We start from the raw sequence: 14767 nt of genomic DNA on the forward strand, positions 1-14767 counted from the left end.
GCTTACTTTTGGCCGATTTTCTGAAAAACACCCCTAAAACACGGGTTACTTCAGAAATTCCAATTTTCCGCTGACCTACGCTACGTTCCACCACTATGCTCTCTGCCCATGCTTAATTTCTATCCGGGTCCGTCTAAAGTACACCCCGAGGTGCGCGACTACCTGACCATGGCTTATGACGAAGGAATGCTCAGTATTCCGCACCGCGGCGAACGGTTTGTGCTGATGATGCGGGAACTGGTGGCTTTGCTTCGGTTAAAACTGAATATTCCGCAGGATTACTATATATTCTTCACCTCCTCGGCCACCGAGTGCTGGGAGATCATTGCCCAGAGCCTTACCCCAAACAAGAGTCTGCACCTGTACAATGGGGCGTTCGGGGAGAAATGGTACGAGTATGCCAAGCGCCTGAAGCCAGACTGCTACGGACAGGCCTTCGGACTGGAAGAGGTGCTGGACGTGCCCAACCTTCCGGTAGAGGATGACACCGACGTGATCTGCGTGACTCAGACCGAGACCTCCAATGGTACCCAGGTGGGCATGAACACGCTTCTGAAACTGCAGAACCAGTTCAAGGACCCGTTGCTGGCCATTGACGCCACCTCCAGCATGGCCGGCCTTAACCTGAAATTCATCCGGGCCGATATCTGGTTTGCCTCGGTGCAGAAGTGTTTTGGGTTGCCCGCCGGCATGGGCGTGCTGGTCTGCTCGCCGCGCACCATTCAGCGGGCCAAAGGCATCAACGAACGGAAGCATTACAACAGCCTGGTGTTTATGCACGAGAAGATGCTGAACTACCAGACTACGTTCACGCCCAACGTGCTCAACCTGTTCCTGCTCAAGAAAGTACTGGAGAAACGGCCGCTGATTAAAAACGTGGACCAACTGTTGGTGCAGCGTGCGCAGGATCTGTACACGTTTTTTGAGGAATTCATGGAAATGGACTTGTTGGTGGAGAACCCCGAGGTGCGTTCCCCTACCGTGATCGCCGTCAAAGGAGCCGACCGCTGGGTTCAGGAAGCCAAGCGCATGGCCGCCACACAGGGCATTACGCTGGGCAACGGATACGGCCCCTGGGCCAAGAACACCTTCCGGATCGCCAACTTCCCCGCCATCTCTGATTCTGAATATGAGACGCTTCGGAATTTCATTTCCGGGCAATATCACTAATTTCGCGGGACGAACCTTAAACCGCAGCCCCAGCACATGCCCCATTTCAGTTTCAAAGAGATTGTTTCCGTTAGCCTGATTCTTTTCGCCATCATTGATATTCTGGGGTCTATTCCCATCATCATTCAGTTGCGACAGCGCGAAGGCATCATCCAGTCTGAGAAGGCGACCCTGGTGGCGGGTGTTCTGATGATTGTGTTCCTCTTCCTGGGCGATGGGATTCTGCGGCTCTTCGGGATTGATTTCGCTTCCTTCGCGCTGGCCGGGGCTATCATTATTTTTCTGATGGGCATGGAGATGGTGCTGGGCATTCACTTGTTCCATTCCAACCCCGAGGTGAAAACCGGTTCCATCGTGCCTTTGGCTTTCCCGTTGATTGTAGGGGCCGGCACCATGACCACGCTCCTTTCGTTACGCGCCGCTTACGCGTTGCCAAACGTGTTGGTGGGCATCCTGCTTAACCTCTTGTTTGTGTACATTGTGTTGAAGAGTTCTAACTGGCTGGAGCGCAAACTGGGTCAGAACGGTACCGAGGTCCTCCGGAAGGTTTTCGGGGTGATTCTGCTGGCCATCGCTATCAAACTTTTCAAAACGCACGTGAGCATCTGATGCTGTTTCAAGCGTGATTTTACAAAAGCAGCCCTGAAACAGAAGGCTGCTTTTTCTTTTTCTACGAAGCTGGCTTTTACCTTGGGCAACCTGCGGTGGCTTCTCTGCATCTACAGAGAAAACAGCCATCGTATGAAACCCATCTTCTTGCTTTTCCTTCTCTTAGGTTCTTTTATCTCCCAGGCACAACGCCTCCAGGGCAGCATCACAGACCAACAAGCCCAACCGCTGGGATACGTGAACATTGGCGTGGTAGGCAAAGATGTGGGCACGGTTTCCACCGCCAATGGCACCTTCACCATTACCTTTCCGGCCGAGTTTGAGGAGGAAACGGTGCAGGTCTCGGCTATCGGGTACGCCACCAGAACCTGGAAAGTAAAGGACTTCAGGCAGCAGTTCAGCGAACCTGATGCCGTAATCTCCTTGAAGGAACAAGCCGTTGCGCTGCAGGAAGTGGTGGTTCGGCCGCGGAAATACGTGACCAAGGTGGTGGGCAATACCACTACCTCTAAAACAACCTCGGCGGGGTTCAAGAGCAACAAATTAGGTTCTGAGGTGGGCATCGCCCTGAAGATCAAGAACCCTTCCTTCCTGGAGAAAGTCACCTTCAACATCGCGCACAACCAGTATGACACGCTTTTCCTCCGGATCAACGTGTACCGGATGACCAAAGAAGGCCCGGAAAACAACCTCCTGCGGGAACCGATTTATCTGAATGTGGCCAAAAAAGAGATTGGCGATGGCGTTTCCCTGGACCTGCGCGACCGCAACATCTACCTGGAGTCTGATGTGTTGGTTTCGCTGGAACTGGTGCGTGATCTGGGGAACGGCGGTTTGAACTTCAGTGCCGGCATCTTCAACAGCGACTGCTACGTGAGGAGCACCAGCCAAAGCACCTGGGAAAAACTTCCGCTGATAGGCCTGGGCTTTAACGCGACTATCAGTTACGCAAAGTAAAAGTATCGGCAAACGTCTCTCGCCAAAGATTTTATCTTTTCCCGATTATGACCCGTTTTAGGAAAACAGGCCATAATCGGGATTTTGCTTGATGGCTGTTTGGTGAACAATCTGGTACCCAAAAAGTGATTTATGCTGAAATACTATGCAACCAAGCTCCTACATTTGTAGTTTTATCTTTGCCTTTTCCGTACTCTGCAAATAACCTTCCCAACAAAAGGCCCATACTGAACTAGGTAAGAGAATAAACTGAGAATACATTTACCTGTATTATGAACGAAACAACGTATGGGAAGTCAGATCGGCAAGATGCCCCCGCCCCCACGGCTGACAGACTTGCGCAACTAGAGGCAGAAAATCAACTTTTGCGCACCCAGATAAGCCAATTACAAGAAGAGAAATCGGCTTATCAATTGCAGCGTGAAGCGGAGAATGCCCTTACCCAGAGGTATGAGGAAAGCCAATCTCGGTTTAAAAGCATTTTCTACCAATCCAAGCTGGCCAATAAAATCATTGCGCCAGACCTGAGGGTGATCCAGATCAATGAGGCCTTGCAGAAAATGCTTGGGTACAGTGAAGAAGAGATAATTGGTACCAGAATCACGGAGTATGCCCACCCAGATTTTATTTCTCATTGGCGGGAGTTACAGGAAAACCTCTGGACCAGGCAAATCCCATCCTTCCAGATTGAGACCTGCCTGGTGAGAAAAGACGGAACCCCTTTTTGGTGCCAGGTAACCTCCATTCTGTTCAAAGACCAGGGCAAAACGTTAGGCTATACCATCATTGATGATATCACTGAGCGGAAGCAGCTAGAACTGGATCTGAAAAAGCTTTATGATAAGCAGGAAACCATTATGCACATGGTGGCCCATGATCTTAAAAACCCGCTCATCAACATTCAATTAGCCGTTGACTTACTGAAAGAGAACCTGGAACAGGTGCTGCTAAGCCACCAGGAAGAGCAGGCAGAATGCTTTGACCTTCTTGGCCTGATTTCAGAAACCTCTGAGAAAATGTTCGCCCTCATCCATGATTTACTTTTCATTGGCGAGTTAGAAATACTAGAGGCTTTTGAAGAAACCAACCTGAATTCTTTTATTCAGCACCAGTTATCTTTTCTTGGCGCGGCTGCCAAGAAAAAGGGAATCAAGGTTGTTTTCCAAGCCCCTGAAACGCCTTTCTTTGTCCACCTCCACCGCGAAAGGTTCAAGCGGTTGTTAGACAACCTGCTTTCCAACGCCGTGAAGTTCACCCCAGCCGGAAGCGGTGAAATCAACATCTCCCTGAAAAAGGCTGATCAAGGCGTCTTGCTGCAAGTAACTGATACGGGAGTAGGAATTCCTGAGAATTTACAACCCACCGTATTTGACAGGTTCACCAAGGCAAGCAGGCTTGGTACCGAGGGAGAACCCACCACGGGATTAGGCCTTTACATTGTCAAACAAATTGTAGAGCTACACAAAGGGCAGATCTGGGTAGAAAGCCAGGAGAATGTAGGCACCTCCTTTTTCATTCAATTGACCTGAAGAAGTTGTATTTCCTTCCATTAACCAATTCCTTATCCGGTAGAAAATAACTGGCCTGCCGTTTGTTTCAGGCCTATTTTCCCCAAAGTAGAAGCAAAACAGAATCGGGGTGATTTGTCGGAAAAAAGCATCCCTTAAAATATTCTCAGCCCATAACACCGCCGCTTGCGCCCAGATGGGTATTTTTGCGGAAGACTAACCCATTCCATTTTGATAGAAGTATTTACCGATGGCGCTTCCCGGGGCAATCCCGGCCCTGGAGGCTACGGCGTCATTCTGCGCTACGGCCCCCACGTGAAAGAAATCAGCGAGGGATTCCGGAAGACCACCAACAACCGCATGGAACTCTTAGCCGTGATCGTGGCCTTAGAGGCGATCACCAAACCCGGCATGCCCGTCACTATTTACTCAGACTCAAAATACGTGGTAGATGCCGTGGAGAAGAAGTGGGTCTTCGGTTGGGAGAAGAAAAGCTTCACCGGCAAGGCCAACCCAGATCTTTGGCAGCGTTTTCTGAAAATCTACCGCAAACACCAGGTACGCTTCGTGTGGGTACGGGGCCACGCCGGCCACGCCGAGAACGAACGCTGTGACGAACTAGCCGTAGCCGCCGCCCTCCAGCCCAACCTCCCCCCTGATAAAGGCTTCGAAGCAAACCCAACCGCTGGGTAGCGGGGTAATTTGCTGATTGTTAAATGTGCTAATGTGCTATTCTTTAAAAGTCAATTGACTTTATTTCTTGAATTTCGCTTAACAAGGCACTTGTCTGAATCAATCAAAAGCAGCTTTTCACTCATTCCCAAGTCAACACATTACCAAATTAGCACCTTCCCAAAGTGGCCAACGACTACTTCCAGTTTAAGCAATTTCTGATCAGGCAGGACAAATGCGCCATGAAGGTCTGCACCGATTCCTGCGTGCTGGGAGCTGCCGTTGATGTAGCCGGGGCTAAACGCATCTTGGACATCGGGGCAGGAACGGGTTTGCTTAGTTTGATGGTGGCCCAACGGGCGCCGGAGGCCCATCTAGAAGCCGTGGAGATTGACCCGGAGGCTGCTGATCAGGCGCAGGAAAACATCAGCATCAGTCCCTGGGCAGATCGCATTCAACTGTTCCCCATAAGCTTGCAGGAGTTGGAGGCCAGTAATCCCGCTCCTTATGAGGTGATCATCAGCAATCCTCCCTTTTTCCAGGCGTCCCTGAAATCTGCTGACCCCGGGAAGAACCAGGCCAAACACACCGAGACGCTCTCTTTCTTTGAGATCATCTCATTTGCCCAGAAGTACTTAACTCCTTCCGGACGGATGCATATTCTGCTGCCCCCGCATGAGGCCCGCGTGTTTGAGCAGGAAGCCCACAAAGCCGGTCTTTTCACCCAATCTATCCTATGGTTGGAGGCCACCCCACAAGGCAAACTGCTCAGAGCCATCCACTCCTATACCCGCCATCCAGTTGCATCAATCAAAGAGAGCACGTTACCGGTTCGGGAGAAAGACCATTCCTACACGGCCGCTTTTCAGGAATTATTGCAGGAATATTACCTGATTTTCTGATCCATTTTGCCCCGTTTTTCAGGAAAACAAGGCTAAAACGGGTTCTTATTCTTCCCGCTCGGTGAAGCATACGCCGTGTTGTTCCAGCTCCTCCAAGATAGGTTCATAGAGGTCGGGCTGCAGTGGCACCACTACGCCTTTAGCTTGTATCTTCCCTTGCAGCAGTAGTTTGACGGCAATGCCCAAGGGAAGGCCCACGGTTTTAGCCATGGCGGTATGTACCTCGTCATCGCCCAGAACCACTAGCGAGGAAGTCAGGTTTCTTTTTTCGCCTTGGAGCTCATATTCAAACTGGTGGAGCATCACAATCATGTCTTTGTCGCCGGCGTTCAGTTTCCATTTAGGCACCAGTAGTTTCTCCAAAGCTTGGGCTGGTGTAGCTTTTTCTAACCCGATGGGGAGGTCGTCAAACAAGCCGGTCCATTCTACCAGACGCAATTCCTCTGAATCTGCGGCAAGGCCTATATACGCGGCCACCCGTTCTTTCAAGGATTTTCCTGTGTCAGCAGCAGGCAGGCAGCTTTCCACCAGGTCCCGGTACGTGAGGTGGGCAGGGTCTTCCAGAAAATAAGAGTCATCGGTGAGGCCCAGTTGCACCAGCACCTGCCAGGCCTGGCAATACCCCGGCCGCCGAAGGGTTCCGCGCAACATGGTGGGGATTCCCTGCAAACCATAAGGCTCCCGGTACGAGAGAGAATCGCGGTTTGCGTACCCATCAAAAGCCCCGAAACCATCAACCTGAAAGGTCTCGGTGCGCCGGAAAAGCTGTGGGTACGGAATGTATTTGTAAGTACCGTTCTCAATGTATTTGGCCGTTCCCTGCCCAGCTAGCACCACGTTGCGGGGGTTCCAGGTAAACTTGTAGTGCCAAGGGTTGTTGTCAGACTCGGGAGCCATCAATCCGCCGGTGAAAGACTTAAACGAGGTGATGGTTCCGCCCTTCTGTTGAATTTGGTGGATGAGGCGCATCGCAGAAAGATGGTCAATGCCGGGGTCCAGGCCACACTCCATCAGAAACGTCAACCCTTTGGCGGCCACTTGGGGGTGCAGCTCTTTGATCTGAGGCGGCACATACGAGGCCGTCACCAGGTGTTTGCCCAACGCCAGGCAGGTTTCCGCTACCAAGGGGTGAAACATGGCCGGAAGCATGGAAATCACCACATCGGCTCCGCCGATTTCTGCCCTCCGCTGGGCTTCGTCCTGAACATCGAAAACAAACGCGCGCGCCTGGGTATTGCCTTGCAGTAGCGCCTCCAGATGATGCACCGACACATCGCCGATGGAGAGGTGCCAGCCGAAGGTTTTCGCGTTGGAAAGCAGGTAATGTATGAGCACGGTGGCGGAGCGGCCAGCGCCTAGGAGCAGGATCTTTTTCATAGTGCGGAAACGGATGCAGGCCTTAAAATGGACAATTTATCTGGCCCAGACAACCACTTCTTGCTTTTTCGGGGCGACTTATTAACTTTGGCTCCCGTACGTGCTCGTGCGGAAACCGCACTATATGATAGAACAAGTACAACTCAACATTACCTATGAGGTAGTGTCTTCCCCGGAGGAATTAACCGATCAGGAACGGCAGGTTCTCTACCTGGCCCAGAAAGCCACCGACAATGCTTATGCTCCCTACTCCAACTACCTGGTAGGCGCGGCGTTGCTTCTCTCAGATGGCACCATGCACCAAGGCACCAACCAGGAAAACGCGGCTTACCCCTCGGGGCTTTGCGCCGAACGCACCCTGTTGTTTGGCGTAGGATCAAACCACCCAGATAAGACAATAGAGATCATGGCTGTGACCGTGCGCCGGAGAAATGAAGCCCACTTCCTGAAAGCCTGTTCCTGCGGCGCCTGCCGGCAGGTGATGGCCGAGTACCAGAGCCGCCAGAATGCTCCTATCCGCCTCATCATGCAGGGCGAAGACGGCAAGGTCATCCGCCTGAACTCGGTGGAGGATTTGCTGCCTTTCATGTTCACCAAAGACCAGCTTTAGTTTGGCAGCCCAACATCGGACCATCTCGGTACCCCGTACGGCGCACCTTCACCAGGTAGGCACCCTTTCTGCAGAAACCAAACACCTCTGGATTGTGCTGCATGGCTATGGCCAATTGGCCCGATATTTCATCCGGCACTTTGAGGCAATGGCAGACGGGCAGACGGTTATTATTGCGCCCGAAGGTTTGTCGCGCTTTTACCTGGAGGGAGTATCGGGCCGCGTGGGGGCCACCTGGATGACGAAAGAAGAACGCCTGCACGAGATCACCGACTACGTCACCTATCTGAACCTGGTGCGCGATATGGCCTTGCAGGAAGCTCCCGGAGCTACGTTGCACGTGTTGGGCTTCTCACAGGGAGGAGCCACGGTTTGCCGTTGGCTGGCGCAGGCGCAATGGCCCGTGGCACAGCTGGTGCTCTGGGCCGGCATGTTCCCCGAGGACATGGAGCTGACTTCTGCCGATTCCGCGTTATCACGAACCCACCTAACGTATGTGTATGGCCTACAAGATCCCTTCGTAGCCGATGATAAAGTACAGGCCCAACTCACGCGGGTACAAGCCGCCGGGCTGCACCCCCAGGTTTTGACCTTTGAAGGCAAGCACGAACTGAACCAGGAAATCTTGCAGCAACTGAAACATAATCCTGTTACTTCCCCGCGTACCTTTTAGGCCTGTTTTCTCCAAAACAGGATTAAATCAGCCGCAGCACCATCAGGCTAATCCCTGTTATCTTTCCCAAATACCGGGTACCACAATCTCCAGCAGGTGTTGGTCCGGGTCCCGGAAGTAGCAGGATTTACGTTCGTGCGGCCAGGTTTGCTCGTGTTCAATGGGGATGTTGGCTTGCCGCAGTTTCTCTTTCCACGAGGGGTAATCCGAGGCTTCACACTCAAAAGCCAGGTGCAGTTGCCCCTCCCCGTAATGCGGTGGCAGGTCCTTGCTTGCCCTGGTTTTCTGCGCGTTGAAACACAGCAGCACCGAATTTCCCACCCTGAAAAAGACATGCCGCCCCGCCACCTGCCCAATCACGGGCAAACCCAATACCTCTGTGTAAAAAGAAGTGGTACGGTCCAGGTCCTGCACATACAGGCACGTCTCCTTTATCTGGGTGAATTTCATCAGCGCACGTTTTCATCTTGCAACGAAAGTACCCCTGCGAAAGATACCCGCTTTAGGTCCGTTTTCCTTAAAACAGCCCTAAAACAAAAAGGCTCACCGGTGGAAACCACCAGCGAGCTTTGTCTTTTATGAAAGGGTAAGTTACTGTTTGTTGATGATGGTGGCCGAAGCCTGGGCTGCGGGTAGAATCAGCACCTCGGCTAAATTCACGCGCTTGGGACGGGTAACCATGAACAGGATCAGGTCAGCTAAATCTTCGGCGGTGAGGGGTTCAAAGCCTTTGTACACGCTGGCCGCGCGCTCTTTGTCTCCTTTGAAACGAACCTCTGAGAACTCGGTCTCTACCGCCCCCGGGTTGATCTCCGATACTTTCACGCCTTCGTGCACCAGGTCAATGCGCATGGCTTTGGATAGGGCGTCCACGGCGAATTTGCTGGCGCAGTACACGTTTCCGTTGGCGTACACCTCCTGCCCGGCAATAGACCCGATGTTGATGATGTGCCCCGCCTTCCGCTCAATCATGATCGGCAGCACTTCCTTGGTCACGTACAAAAGGCCTTTCACGTTGATGTCCAGCATGGCCTCCCAGTCGTCCATATCGCCACTTTGAAAAGGGGCCAAACCGTGCGCGTTGCCGGCATTGTTGATGAGCACGTCAATGGTACGCCACTCAGTAGGCAACGAACTAATGGCGGCATTTACAGCGGCTTTATCCCGCACGTCAAACTCCAGCGGGTAGATGTTCTCGGGGCCGAACTGTTGCACCAGCTCCTGCAGGCGTTCGGTGCGCCGACCGGTGGCGATGATCCTGAATCCGTGCTGTGCCAGGGAGATAGAGGTTGCCCGACCTATGCCAGAGGTGGCACCAGTCACCAGGGCTATTTTCTGCGTCATAATAGACTTATTCGAAGTTGAGGTAAAGCGTCACGGTATTGGTGTTCAGCTGCTGAATGCTGTTGTTGAACACCGTAGGGAAAGGCTGATGCACGTTGGAGATTCCGCGGGAATACCGGATTTCCGGAGCGAACTTGAAGAACGGATAGAACATATCCAGCCCCACGCCATACTCTATCGCGAAGTCCATGCTTTTCACTTGCAGCACCTCGGGGTTACCTTTCTTCTGGCCGCCCACCACTAACGAGGGCTTAATACCCGCAATGAAATACATTTGGGTGTTTTTGCGCCGCTTGGCTTCATATTTCACCAGCAGCGGAAGCTCTCCGGCAAAGGTATTCATCTGTTGCGTAATGTCTCCGCCAGGGGTGATATCATCGGCGGGCACGTTCTTGTATTCAATCAGGCGGCTATGGTAGCCAACTCCGGGTTGGGCCCTAAGCACAAAGTTCGGCGACAGCCGGTACGTAGTGATAAAGTTCACATTAAAGCCGATGCCCGTCTTATCGTTCACGGAGTACCCTTCGTCAATTCGGTCTACATAGTATTGCGAATGCTCCAGCTGGTACCAGGACCCGTTCACGCCCAGAGAGAACCCCCAGCGCAGCCGTTTGAACTCATAGCCGGGTAGGTTTTCACCGTGGAGCTTGCCCTGCGCCAGGGTTTGCTGCCCAGCGCCCAACAAGGCCAGAAATAAGAAAACAGTTATTTTGTGCCGGTGTAAATGGAGCTGATGCCGAAGGTAAGTGAATGCCATTTTGTGTTTTTAAAGCCGATTCTCTGGAAAATACTCAGGAAGTTGTTGCCATCCGGGAACGCCTGCACAGACTCGGGCAGATACGTGTAGGCGGCATTGTCTTTTGAGATCATTTTCCCGAAAACGGGTAAAATATGTTTGAAGTAAAAATTATATCCTTGTTTCATGGGGAACGCCTGCGGCTTGGAGAACTCTAGGATCACCGCCATGCCGCCCGGTTTCAGCACCCGCAGCATCTCTGAAAGGCCTTTCTCCAGGTTCTCGAAGTTGCGCACCCCAAAGGCCACCGTAATGGCGTCAAAGTGATTATCGGGGAATTGGATGTTCTCTGAGTCGCCAAGGTGCAGCTGTACCAAGTGGCTCAGTCCGCGCTTGTTTATCTTCTCACGGCCCACCTGCAGCATTCCCTCTGAGATGTCTATCCCGATGATCTGCTTGGGCTGCAGCCGAAGCGTTTCCAGGGCGAAGTCACCGGTACCTGTGGCAATATCCAACACCATCTGAGGCTTCACCGGCTCCAACAGTTTTACCGCTCTTTTGCGCCAGTAGATGTCTACCCCTGCGCTAAGGAAATGGTTAAGAAAATCGTAGCGTTTGGCAATGCTGTTGAACATCTGCGCCACCTGCTTTTTCTTACCTTCTTCCTGGTCTTTGTACGGAACTACTGACATGTACTACGTTTAGTTAAGGAGGGCAAAGCTACTATGCTTTAACTAGAATTCCCGCATTATGTTGTACACAAGCCTCCCATAAATAGCAGAGCCCCGGCCAAAAGACCGGGGCTCTGTTTCTTCCCTGTTTTCCTGAAAGGAACGCTAAAACGGGGTTGCTTATTGTTGCTCGGCGTTTTTGATCACGTTGAACTCGGTACGACGGTTCAACTGCATGTTCTCAGGAGAATCGTTTGCTGCAGCCGGACGACGCTCACCGTAAGAAACAGTGATCATACGGTTGCTAGGGATTCCCTGCTGAATCAGGTAGTTGTAAGCAGCCATGGCACGGTTCTCACCAAGGGTTACGTTGTACTCATCTGAGGCACGGGAATCGGTGTGGCCGTCAATGGAGATACGCAGGGTTGGGTTGGCTTTCAACACACGAACAATGTTATCCAACTCAGAGATAGACTCAGGACGCAGGTTGTATTTATCGGTGTCATAGTAGATGCGTTTGAAGGCATAAGCACCGGTTCCAATTCCGGTAGTGTCTTCGAAAGCGATGTAGAAATCTTTTTCAAACACAGTGGTATCGCTCAAAGACATAGGCACCTCATATTGCTCAGTGGCGATGGTTCTGCCGTCTTTAGACAAGGTCACTTGGTACGGACGGGCCGAAAGCACGGTCACCTGGTAGGTACCAGAATCTGGCTTGGTTACGTCGCGGGCTTCCAGCGGAGTGTTGTTGGCTGCTTTACCGGAGAACACCAATTCTACCCCTGGGATGATGGTTGAGTCACGCAGGCTGTACACGTGGCCACGTACGCCAGCGTTCCGGATGTAGTTGATAGTATAGATGTCTTTCTCGCCGTAGCCGCCCATGCGGTAAGAAGAAAGGTAAGCGTAAGAACCATCTGGGCTCAAGCGGTAGTAAGTATCATCATCTGGCGTGTTCACTGGATATCCCATGTTGGCTGGTCTGCTCCAACGACGGGCCACGGTGTCAAACTTCATGGTGAAGATATCATAACCACCCATGGTAGAGTGCCCGCGTGAGCTGAAATACATGGTCAGACCATCTGGCGTGAAGTATGGGCTGTCTTCATCGTAAGGAGTGTTTACGCCGTTACCGAAGTTCTTAGGCTCGCCCCACTCGCCGTTTGGCTGGCGCTTAGAATAGTAGATATCCAGGTCACCGTTCTGTGAGAACTGGCTGGTGGAGAAGTAAAGGGTAGTACCGTCTCTAGAAATGAAGGCGTCAGATTCAAAACCTTTGGAGTTGATGTTTCTGCCTAACTTTTGCGGCTGACCCCAATCACCACCATCTCGGCTGGTCATGAAGATATCACCACCTTCGTCCTGACGGTACATCAACAGTTTGGTGTCATTGTCAAATAACTGGATAGAGGCATCGTGACCGGTACCGTTCAAACGGCCGCTCAAAGACTTAGGAGTTTCCCACTGATCTTGTCCTAAACGACGGGTTTCAAAGATATCCTCGAAATACTCACCGTCTTCTGCTTCCTTACCACCGGTTACGCTGGCACTGCGGGAAGTAAACAACAGGTAGTTGTCATCTGAGGAGATCACCGGGCTGTGCTCAGAGTAAGGCGTGTTCACGGTTGGCCCCAGGTTCTTCACGAATACATCCTTAGGGTTGGCCACTTCTTTCTTGGCGTTACGGGCGTGCTGCAACAAAAGAGCCGCTTGCTCTTTTCCATCATCATCACGCTTGCCTAGGGTAGCTTGGTAAGCCTGGGCGTTTTTGATGGCGTTGTCAAACTCATAGTTCACCAGGTCCACTCTACCTAACCAGTAAAGGACATCCTCCCCTACCTTCGGCTTCATTCTGTAGGCCTTATAGATATAGTCGCTCGCTTTTTCCTTGTCGAACGCAATGTAGCTGATACCTGCGCGGTACATGGCCTTTGCATTATTTGGATCACGCTCTAGCGCCCGCTCATAGAAAGGTAATGCCGCCCGAAAATTCGCCTGATTGAAAAATTTGTCTCCGCTTCGGATAAGCTTACGGGTACTCTGGGCCATGGCCGTGGAAGCCATGATAAACAGTGTTAGAAAAAGTAAAGATGTTCTAAACAACCGCTTGTCTAAGTGATTCATAGTGTAAAGGTTTAGGTATAGTAGCTACTTATTAGGCGCAAAAACAAAATAAAGAATGGCAATCGGGCATCAATTCAGCGTCTCTTTTTAATTGTTGAAAATAGAAGAGAACCACAATAATATCTAAAATTTCAAGATAATAAATCGCTATTTCTAAATTATTTCATTGCTATTATTAGCAAAGTGCCGCAATATATAAAAAGTATCTTATCCGATAATCATATTGCTTGCGCTATTCCGCCCTACGATACTCTTATTTGTGTTAAATGGTTACCAGATATAAAAGAAATATATGTCTGATTCAGCCAATTTAGAGATTTTTAAGCGGTTAGCGGTTTATTTGGTACCTTTGTGTTTATCAATAAACGTACAAAGTAATTATGGTCATTAAAGATGCGAAGTTCATTACCAGCAACACCCGTGCTGACTTATGTCCGCAGACAGACCTGCCGGAATATGCGTTTATTGGGCGTTCAAATGTGGGCAAGTCATCGCTCATCAATATGCTGACTAATCGGCTTAAATTAGCCAAAACTTCCTCCTTTCCAGGTAAAACTCAGCTAATCAACCACTTCCTTATCAATGAAAATTGGTATCTGGTAGATTTACCGGGGTACGGCTGGGCCAAGGTCAGCAAGGAGTCTCGGGAAGCGTGGCGTAAGATGATTCTCTATTACCTGAAAAACCGCCAGAACCTGGCCTGCGTGTTCGTGCTGATAGACTCCCGCCTGCCCCCGCAGAAGCCTGACCTGGATTTCATGGAGTTGCTGGGAACCATGGGGGTGCCTTTTGTGATTATCTTCACGAAAACAGACAAACAGTCTGGCACGAAAACTGATATGAACATAGCGCTTTACATGAAGACGCTGAAGGAAACCTGGGAAGAGTTGCCTATGTACATGAAGAGCTCTTCAACCTCCAAGGAGGGGCGCGAGGAGATTCTCCAGTTCATCAGCGACGTAAACCAGCGGTACCAGGAAGAGCGTCAGGGATAGGGCGTTTGTTTAAAGCTTAATTTTTCAAAAATGAAGGTAAAACACATTTTAGCAGCGGCGCTTATTGCCCTGTTCACCTCTGGCGCGTTTGCCCAGACCACAAAGCCAACCGCCACCCAGACCGGTAAATTACCCGTGGCAGAACATTATGCAGGCGGCCAGGACTCTTTGGTTGCCCAGTTGCAGCGCAGCCTCCAGTACCCTGCCCTGGCCAAGCGTAACCGCATGCAGGGCCAGTGCATCATTGGCTTCACCCTGCAGGAAGACGGTTCTATCACCAATGCCAAAATCCTGAAGGAAATAGGCGGCGGTACCGGCCAGGAAGCCTTAAGAGCCGTAAAACTACTCAAATTCAAAGCCCCGGGATACAGCCAGCAATACAGCGTTCCCGTAAGCTTTAAACTATAATCATCCAACAT

General features: G+C 51.2%; 16 protein-coding genes. 10 read left to right on the forward strand and 6 right to left on the reverse strand.

Annotated elements, in window-relative coordinates:
* Positions 1-108 precede the first annotated feature (108 nt).
* The 6 genes from EFB08_RS01175 (at position 109) to EFB08_RS01200 (ending at position 5818) form a co-directional block, all read left to right on the forward strand.
* On the forward strand, positions 109-1170 hold the full coding sequence (locus EFB08_RS01175) for an aminotransferase class V-fold PLP-dependent enzyme (RefSeq protein ID WP_123125081.1): 1062 nt from the start codon (positions 109-111) through the stop codon (positions 1168-1170).
* 36 nt (positions 1171-1206) lie between these two features.
* Positions 1207-1779 carry a MarC family protein gene (locus EFB08_RS01180; protein WP_123125082.1) on the forward strand — a complete coding sequence of 191 codons (573 nt, stop codon included), beginning with the start codon at positions 1207-1209 and terminating at the stop codon, positions 1777-1779.
* 132 nt (positions 1780-1911) lie between these two features.
* Positions 1912-2736, forward strand: a complete 825-nt coding sequence (locus EFB08_RS01185; RefSeq protein WP_123125083.1) for a carboxypeptidase-like regulatory domain-containing protein — start codon at positions 1912-1914, stop codon at positions 2734-2736.
* A gap of 272 nt (positions 2737-3008) precedes the next feature.
* On the forward strand, positions 3009-4265 hold the full coding sequence (locus tag EFB08_RS01190; RefSeq protein WP_123125084.1) for a PAS domain-containing sensor histidine kinase: 1257 nt from the start codon (positions 3009-3011) through the stop codon (positions 4263-4265).
* A gap of 210 nt (positions 4266-4475) precedes the next feature.
* The gene (gene rnhA / locus EFB08_RS01195) at positions 4476-4937 is read left to right on the forward strand and encodes a ribonuclease HI (RefSeq protein WP_123125589.1); all 462 of its coding nucleotides are present in this window, start codon (positions 4476-4478) and stop codon (positions 4935-4937) included.
* Positions 4938-5101: 164 nt separating this feature from the next.
* On the forward strand, positions 5102-5818 hold the full coding sequence (locus tag EFB08_RS01200) for a tRNA1(Val) (adenine(37)-N6)-methyltransferase (RefSeq protein WP_123125085.1): 717 nt from the start codon (positions 5102-5104) through the stop codon (positions 5816-5818).
* A 45-nt stretch (positions 5819-5863) separates the two neighbouring features.
* On the opposite strand, the gene EFB08_RS01205 is transcribed toward EFB08_RS01200, so the two are convergent.
* A complete protein-coding gene (locus tag EFB08_RS01205; RefSeq protein WP_123125086.1) occupies positions 5864-7195 on the reverse strand; it encodes a saccharopine dehydrogenase family protein in 1332 nt (443 codons plus the stop codon).
* Positions 7196-7319: 124 nt separating this feature from the next.
* Here EFB08_RS01205 and cdd point away from each other — a divergent pair, with 124 nt between their 5' ends.
* Both cdd and EFB08_RS01215 read left to right on the forward strand, forming a co-directional pair.
* Entirely contained in the window at positions 7320-7805 is a 486-nt protein-coding gene (gene cdd / locus EFB08_RS01210) for a cytidine deaminase (protein WP_123125087.1), read from the forward strand.
* Between the two features lies 1 nt (position 7806).
* Positions 7807-8478, forward strand: coding sequence for an alpha/beta hydrolase (locus EFB08_RS01215; protein WP_227006160.1), 672 nt, complete (start codon positions 7807-7809; stop codon positions 8476-8478).
* A 57-nt stretch (positions 8479-8535) separates the two neighbouring features.
* On the opposite strand, the gene EFB08_RS01220 is transcribed toward EFB08_RS01215, so the two are convergent.
* From EFB08_RS01220 to EFB08_RS01240, 5 genes are all read right to left on the reverse strand, one after another.
* Complete coding sequence (locus EFB08_RS01220) at positions 8536-8928, reverse strand: VOC family protein (protein ID WP_123125088.1); 393 nt, start codon at positions 8926-8928, stop codon at positions 8536-8538.
* Positions 8929-9069: 141 nt separating this feature from the next.
* The gene (locus EFB08_RS01225) at positions 9070-9822 is read right to left on the reverse strand and encodes an SDR family NAD(P)-dependent oxidoreductase (RefSeq protein ID WP_123125089.1); all 753 of its coding nucleotides are present in this window, start codon (positions 9820-9822) and stop codon (positions 9070-9072) included.
* 7 nt (positions 9823-9829) lie between these two features.
* Complete coding sequence (gene porT, locus EFB08_RS01230) at positions 9830-10579, reverse strand: type IX secretion/gliding motility protein PorT/SprT (RefSeq protein ID WP_123125090.1); 750 nt, start codon at positions 10577-10579, stop codon at positions 9830-9832.
* Positions 10528-11250, reverse strand: coding sequence for a bifunctional demethylmenaquinone methyltransferase/2-methoxy-6-polyprenyl-1,4-benzoquinol methylase UbiE (gene ubiE / locus EFB08_RS01235; protein WP_123125091.1), 723 nt, complete (start codon positions 11248-11250; stop codon positions 10528-10530). The genes porT and ubiE overlap by 52 nt, the downstream gene beginning before the upstream one ends.
* Before the next feature lie 159 nt (positions 11251-11409).
* Complete coding sequence (locus tag EFB08_RS01240) at positions 11410-13293, reverse strand: OmpA family protein (protein ID WP_227006161.1); 1884 nt, start codon at positions 13291-13293, stop codon at positions 11410-11412.
* A gap of 440 nt (positions 13294-13733) precedes the next feature.
* Here EFB08_RS01240 and yihA point away from each other — a divergent pair, with 440 nt between their 5' ends.
* Both yihA and EFB08_RS01250 read left to right on the forward strand, forming a co-directional pair.
* Entirely contained in the window at positions 13734-14348 is a 615-nt protein-coding gene (yihA, locus tag EFB08_RS01245; protein WP_123125093.1) for a ribosome biogenesis GTP-binding protein YihA/YsxC, read from the forward strand.
* 30 nt (positions 14349-14378) lie between these two features.
* A complete protein-coding gene (locus EFB08_RS01250) occupies positions 14379-14756 on the forward strand; it encodes an energy transducer TonB (RefSeq protein WP_123125094.1) in 378 nt (125 codons plus the stop codon).
* Positions 14757-14767 lie beyond the last annotated feature (11 nt).

This window comes from Rufibacter latericius (genome assembly GCF_003721515.1).
GTDB classification, from domain to species: Bacteria; Bacteroidota; Bacteroidia; order Cytophagales; family Hymenobacteraceae; genus Nibribacter; species Nibribacter latericius.

Coding starts and splice junctions, on each gene's coding strand:
- EFB08_RS01240 (WP_227006161.1), bottom strand. CDS start 13,293: ATGGCTTCCACGGCCATGGCCCAGAGTACCCGTAAGCTTATCCGAAGC.
- EFB08_RS01220 (WP_123125088.1), bottom strand. CDS start 8,928: ATGAAATTCACCCAGATAAAGGAGACGTGCCTGTATGTGCAGGACCTG.
- EFB08_RS01185 (WP_123125083.1), top strand. CDS start 1,912: ATGAAACCCATCTTCTTGCTTTTCCTTCTCTTAGGTTCTTTTATCTCC.
- EFB08_RS01175 (WP_123125081.1), top strand. CDS start 109: ATGCTTAATTTCTATCCGGGTCCGTCTAAAGTACACCCCGAGGTGCGC.
- EFB08_RS01205 (WP_123125086.1), bottom strand. CDS start 7,195: ATGAAAAAGATCCTGCTCCTAGGCGCTGGCCGCTCCGCCACCGTGCTC.
- cdd (WP_123125087.1), top strand. CDS start 7,320: ATGATAGAACAAGTACAACTCAACATTACCTATGAGGTAGTGTCTTCC.
- EFB08_RS01250 (WP_123125094.1), top strand. CDS start 14,379: ATGAAGGTAAAACACATTTTAGCAGCGGCGCTTATTGCCCTGTTCACC.
- porT (WP_123125090.1), bottom strand. CDS start 10,579: ATGGCATTCACTTACCTTCGGCATCAGCTCCATTTACACCGGCACAAA.
- EFB08_RS01180 (WP_123125082.1), top strand. CDS start 1,207: ATGCCCCATTTCAGTTTCAAAGAGATTGTTTCCGTTAGCCTGATTCTT.
- ubiE (WP_123125091.1), bottom strand. CDS start 11,250: ATGTCAGTAGTTCCGTACAAAGACCAGGAAGAAGGTAAGAAAAAGCAG.
- yihA (WP_123125093.1), top strand. CDS start 13,734: ATGGTCATTAAAGATGCGAAGTTCATTACCAGCAACACCCGTGCTGAC.
- EFB08_RS01190 (WP_123125084.1), top strand. CDS start 3,009: ATGAACGAAACAACGTATGGGAAGTCAGATCGGCAAGATGCCCCCGCC.
- EFB08_RS01225 (WP_123125089.1), bottom strand. CDS start 9,822: ATGACGCAGAAAATAGCCCTGGTGACTGGTGCCACCTCTGGCATAGGT.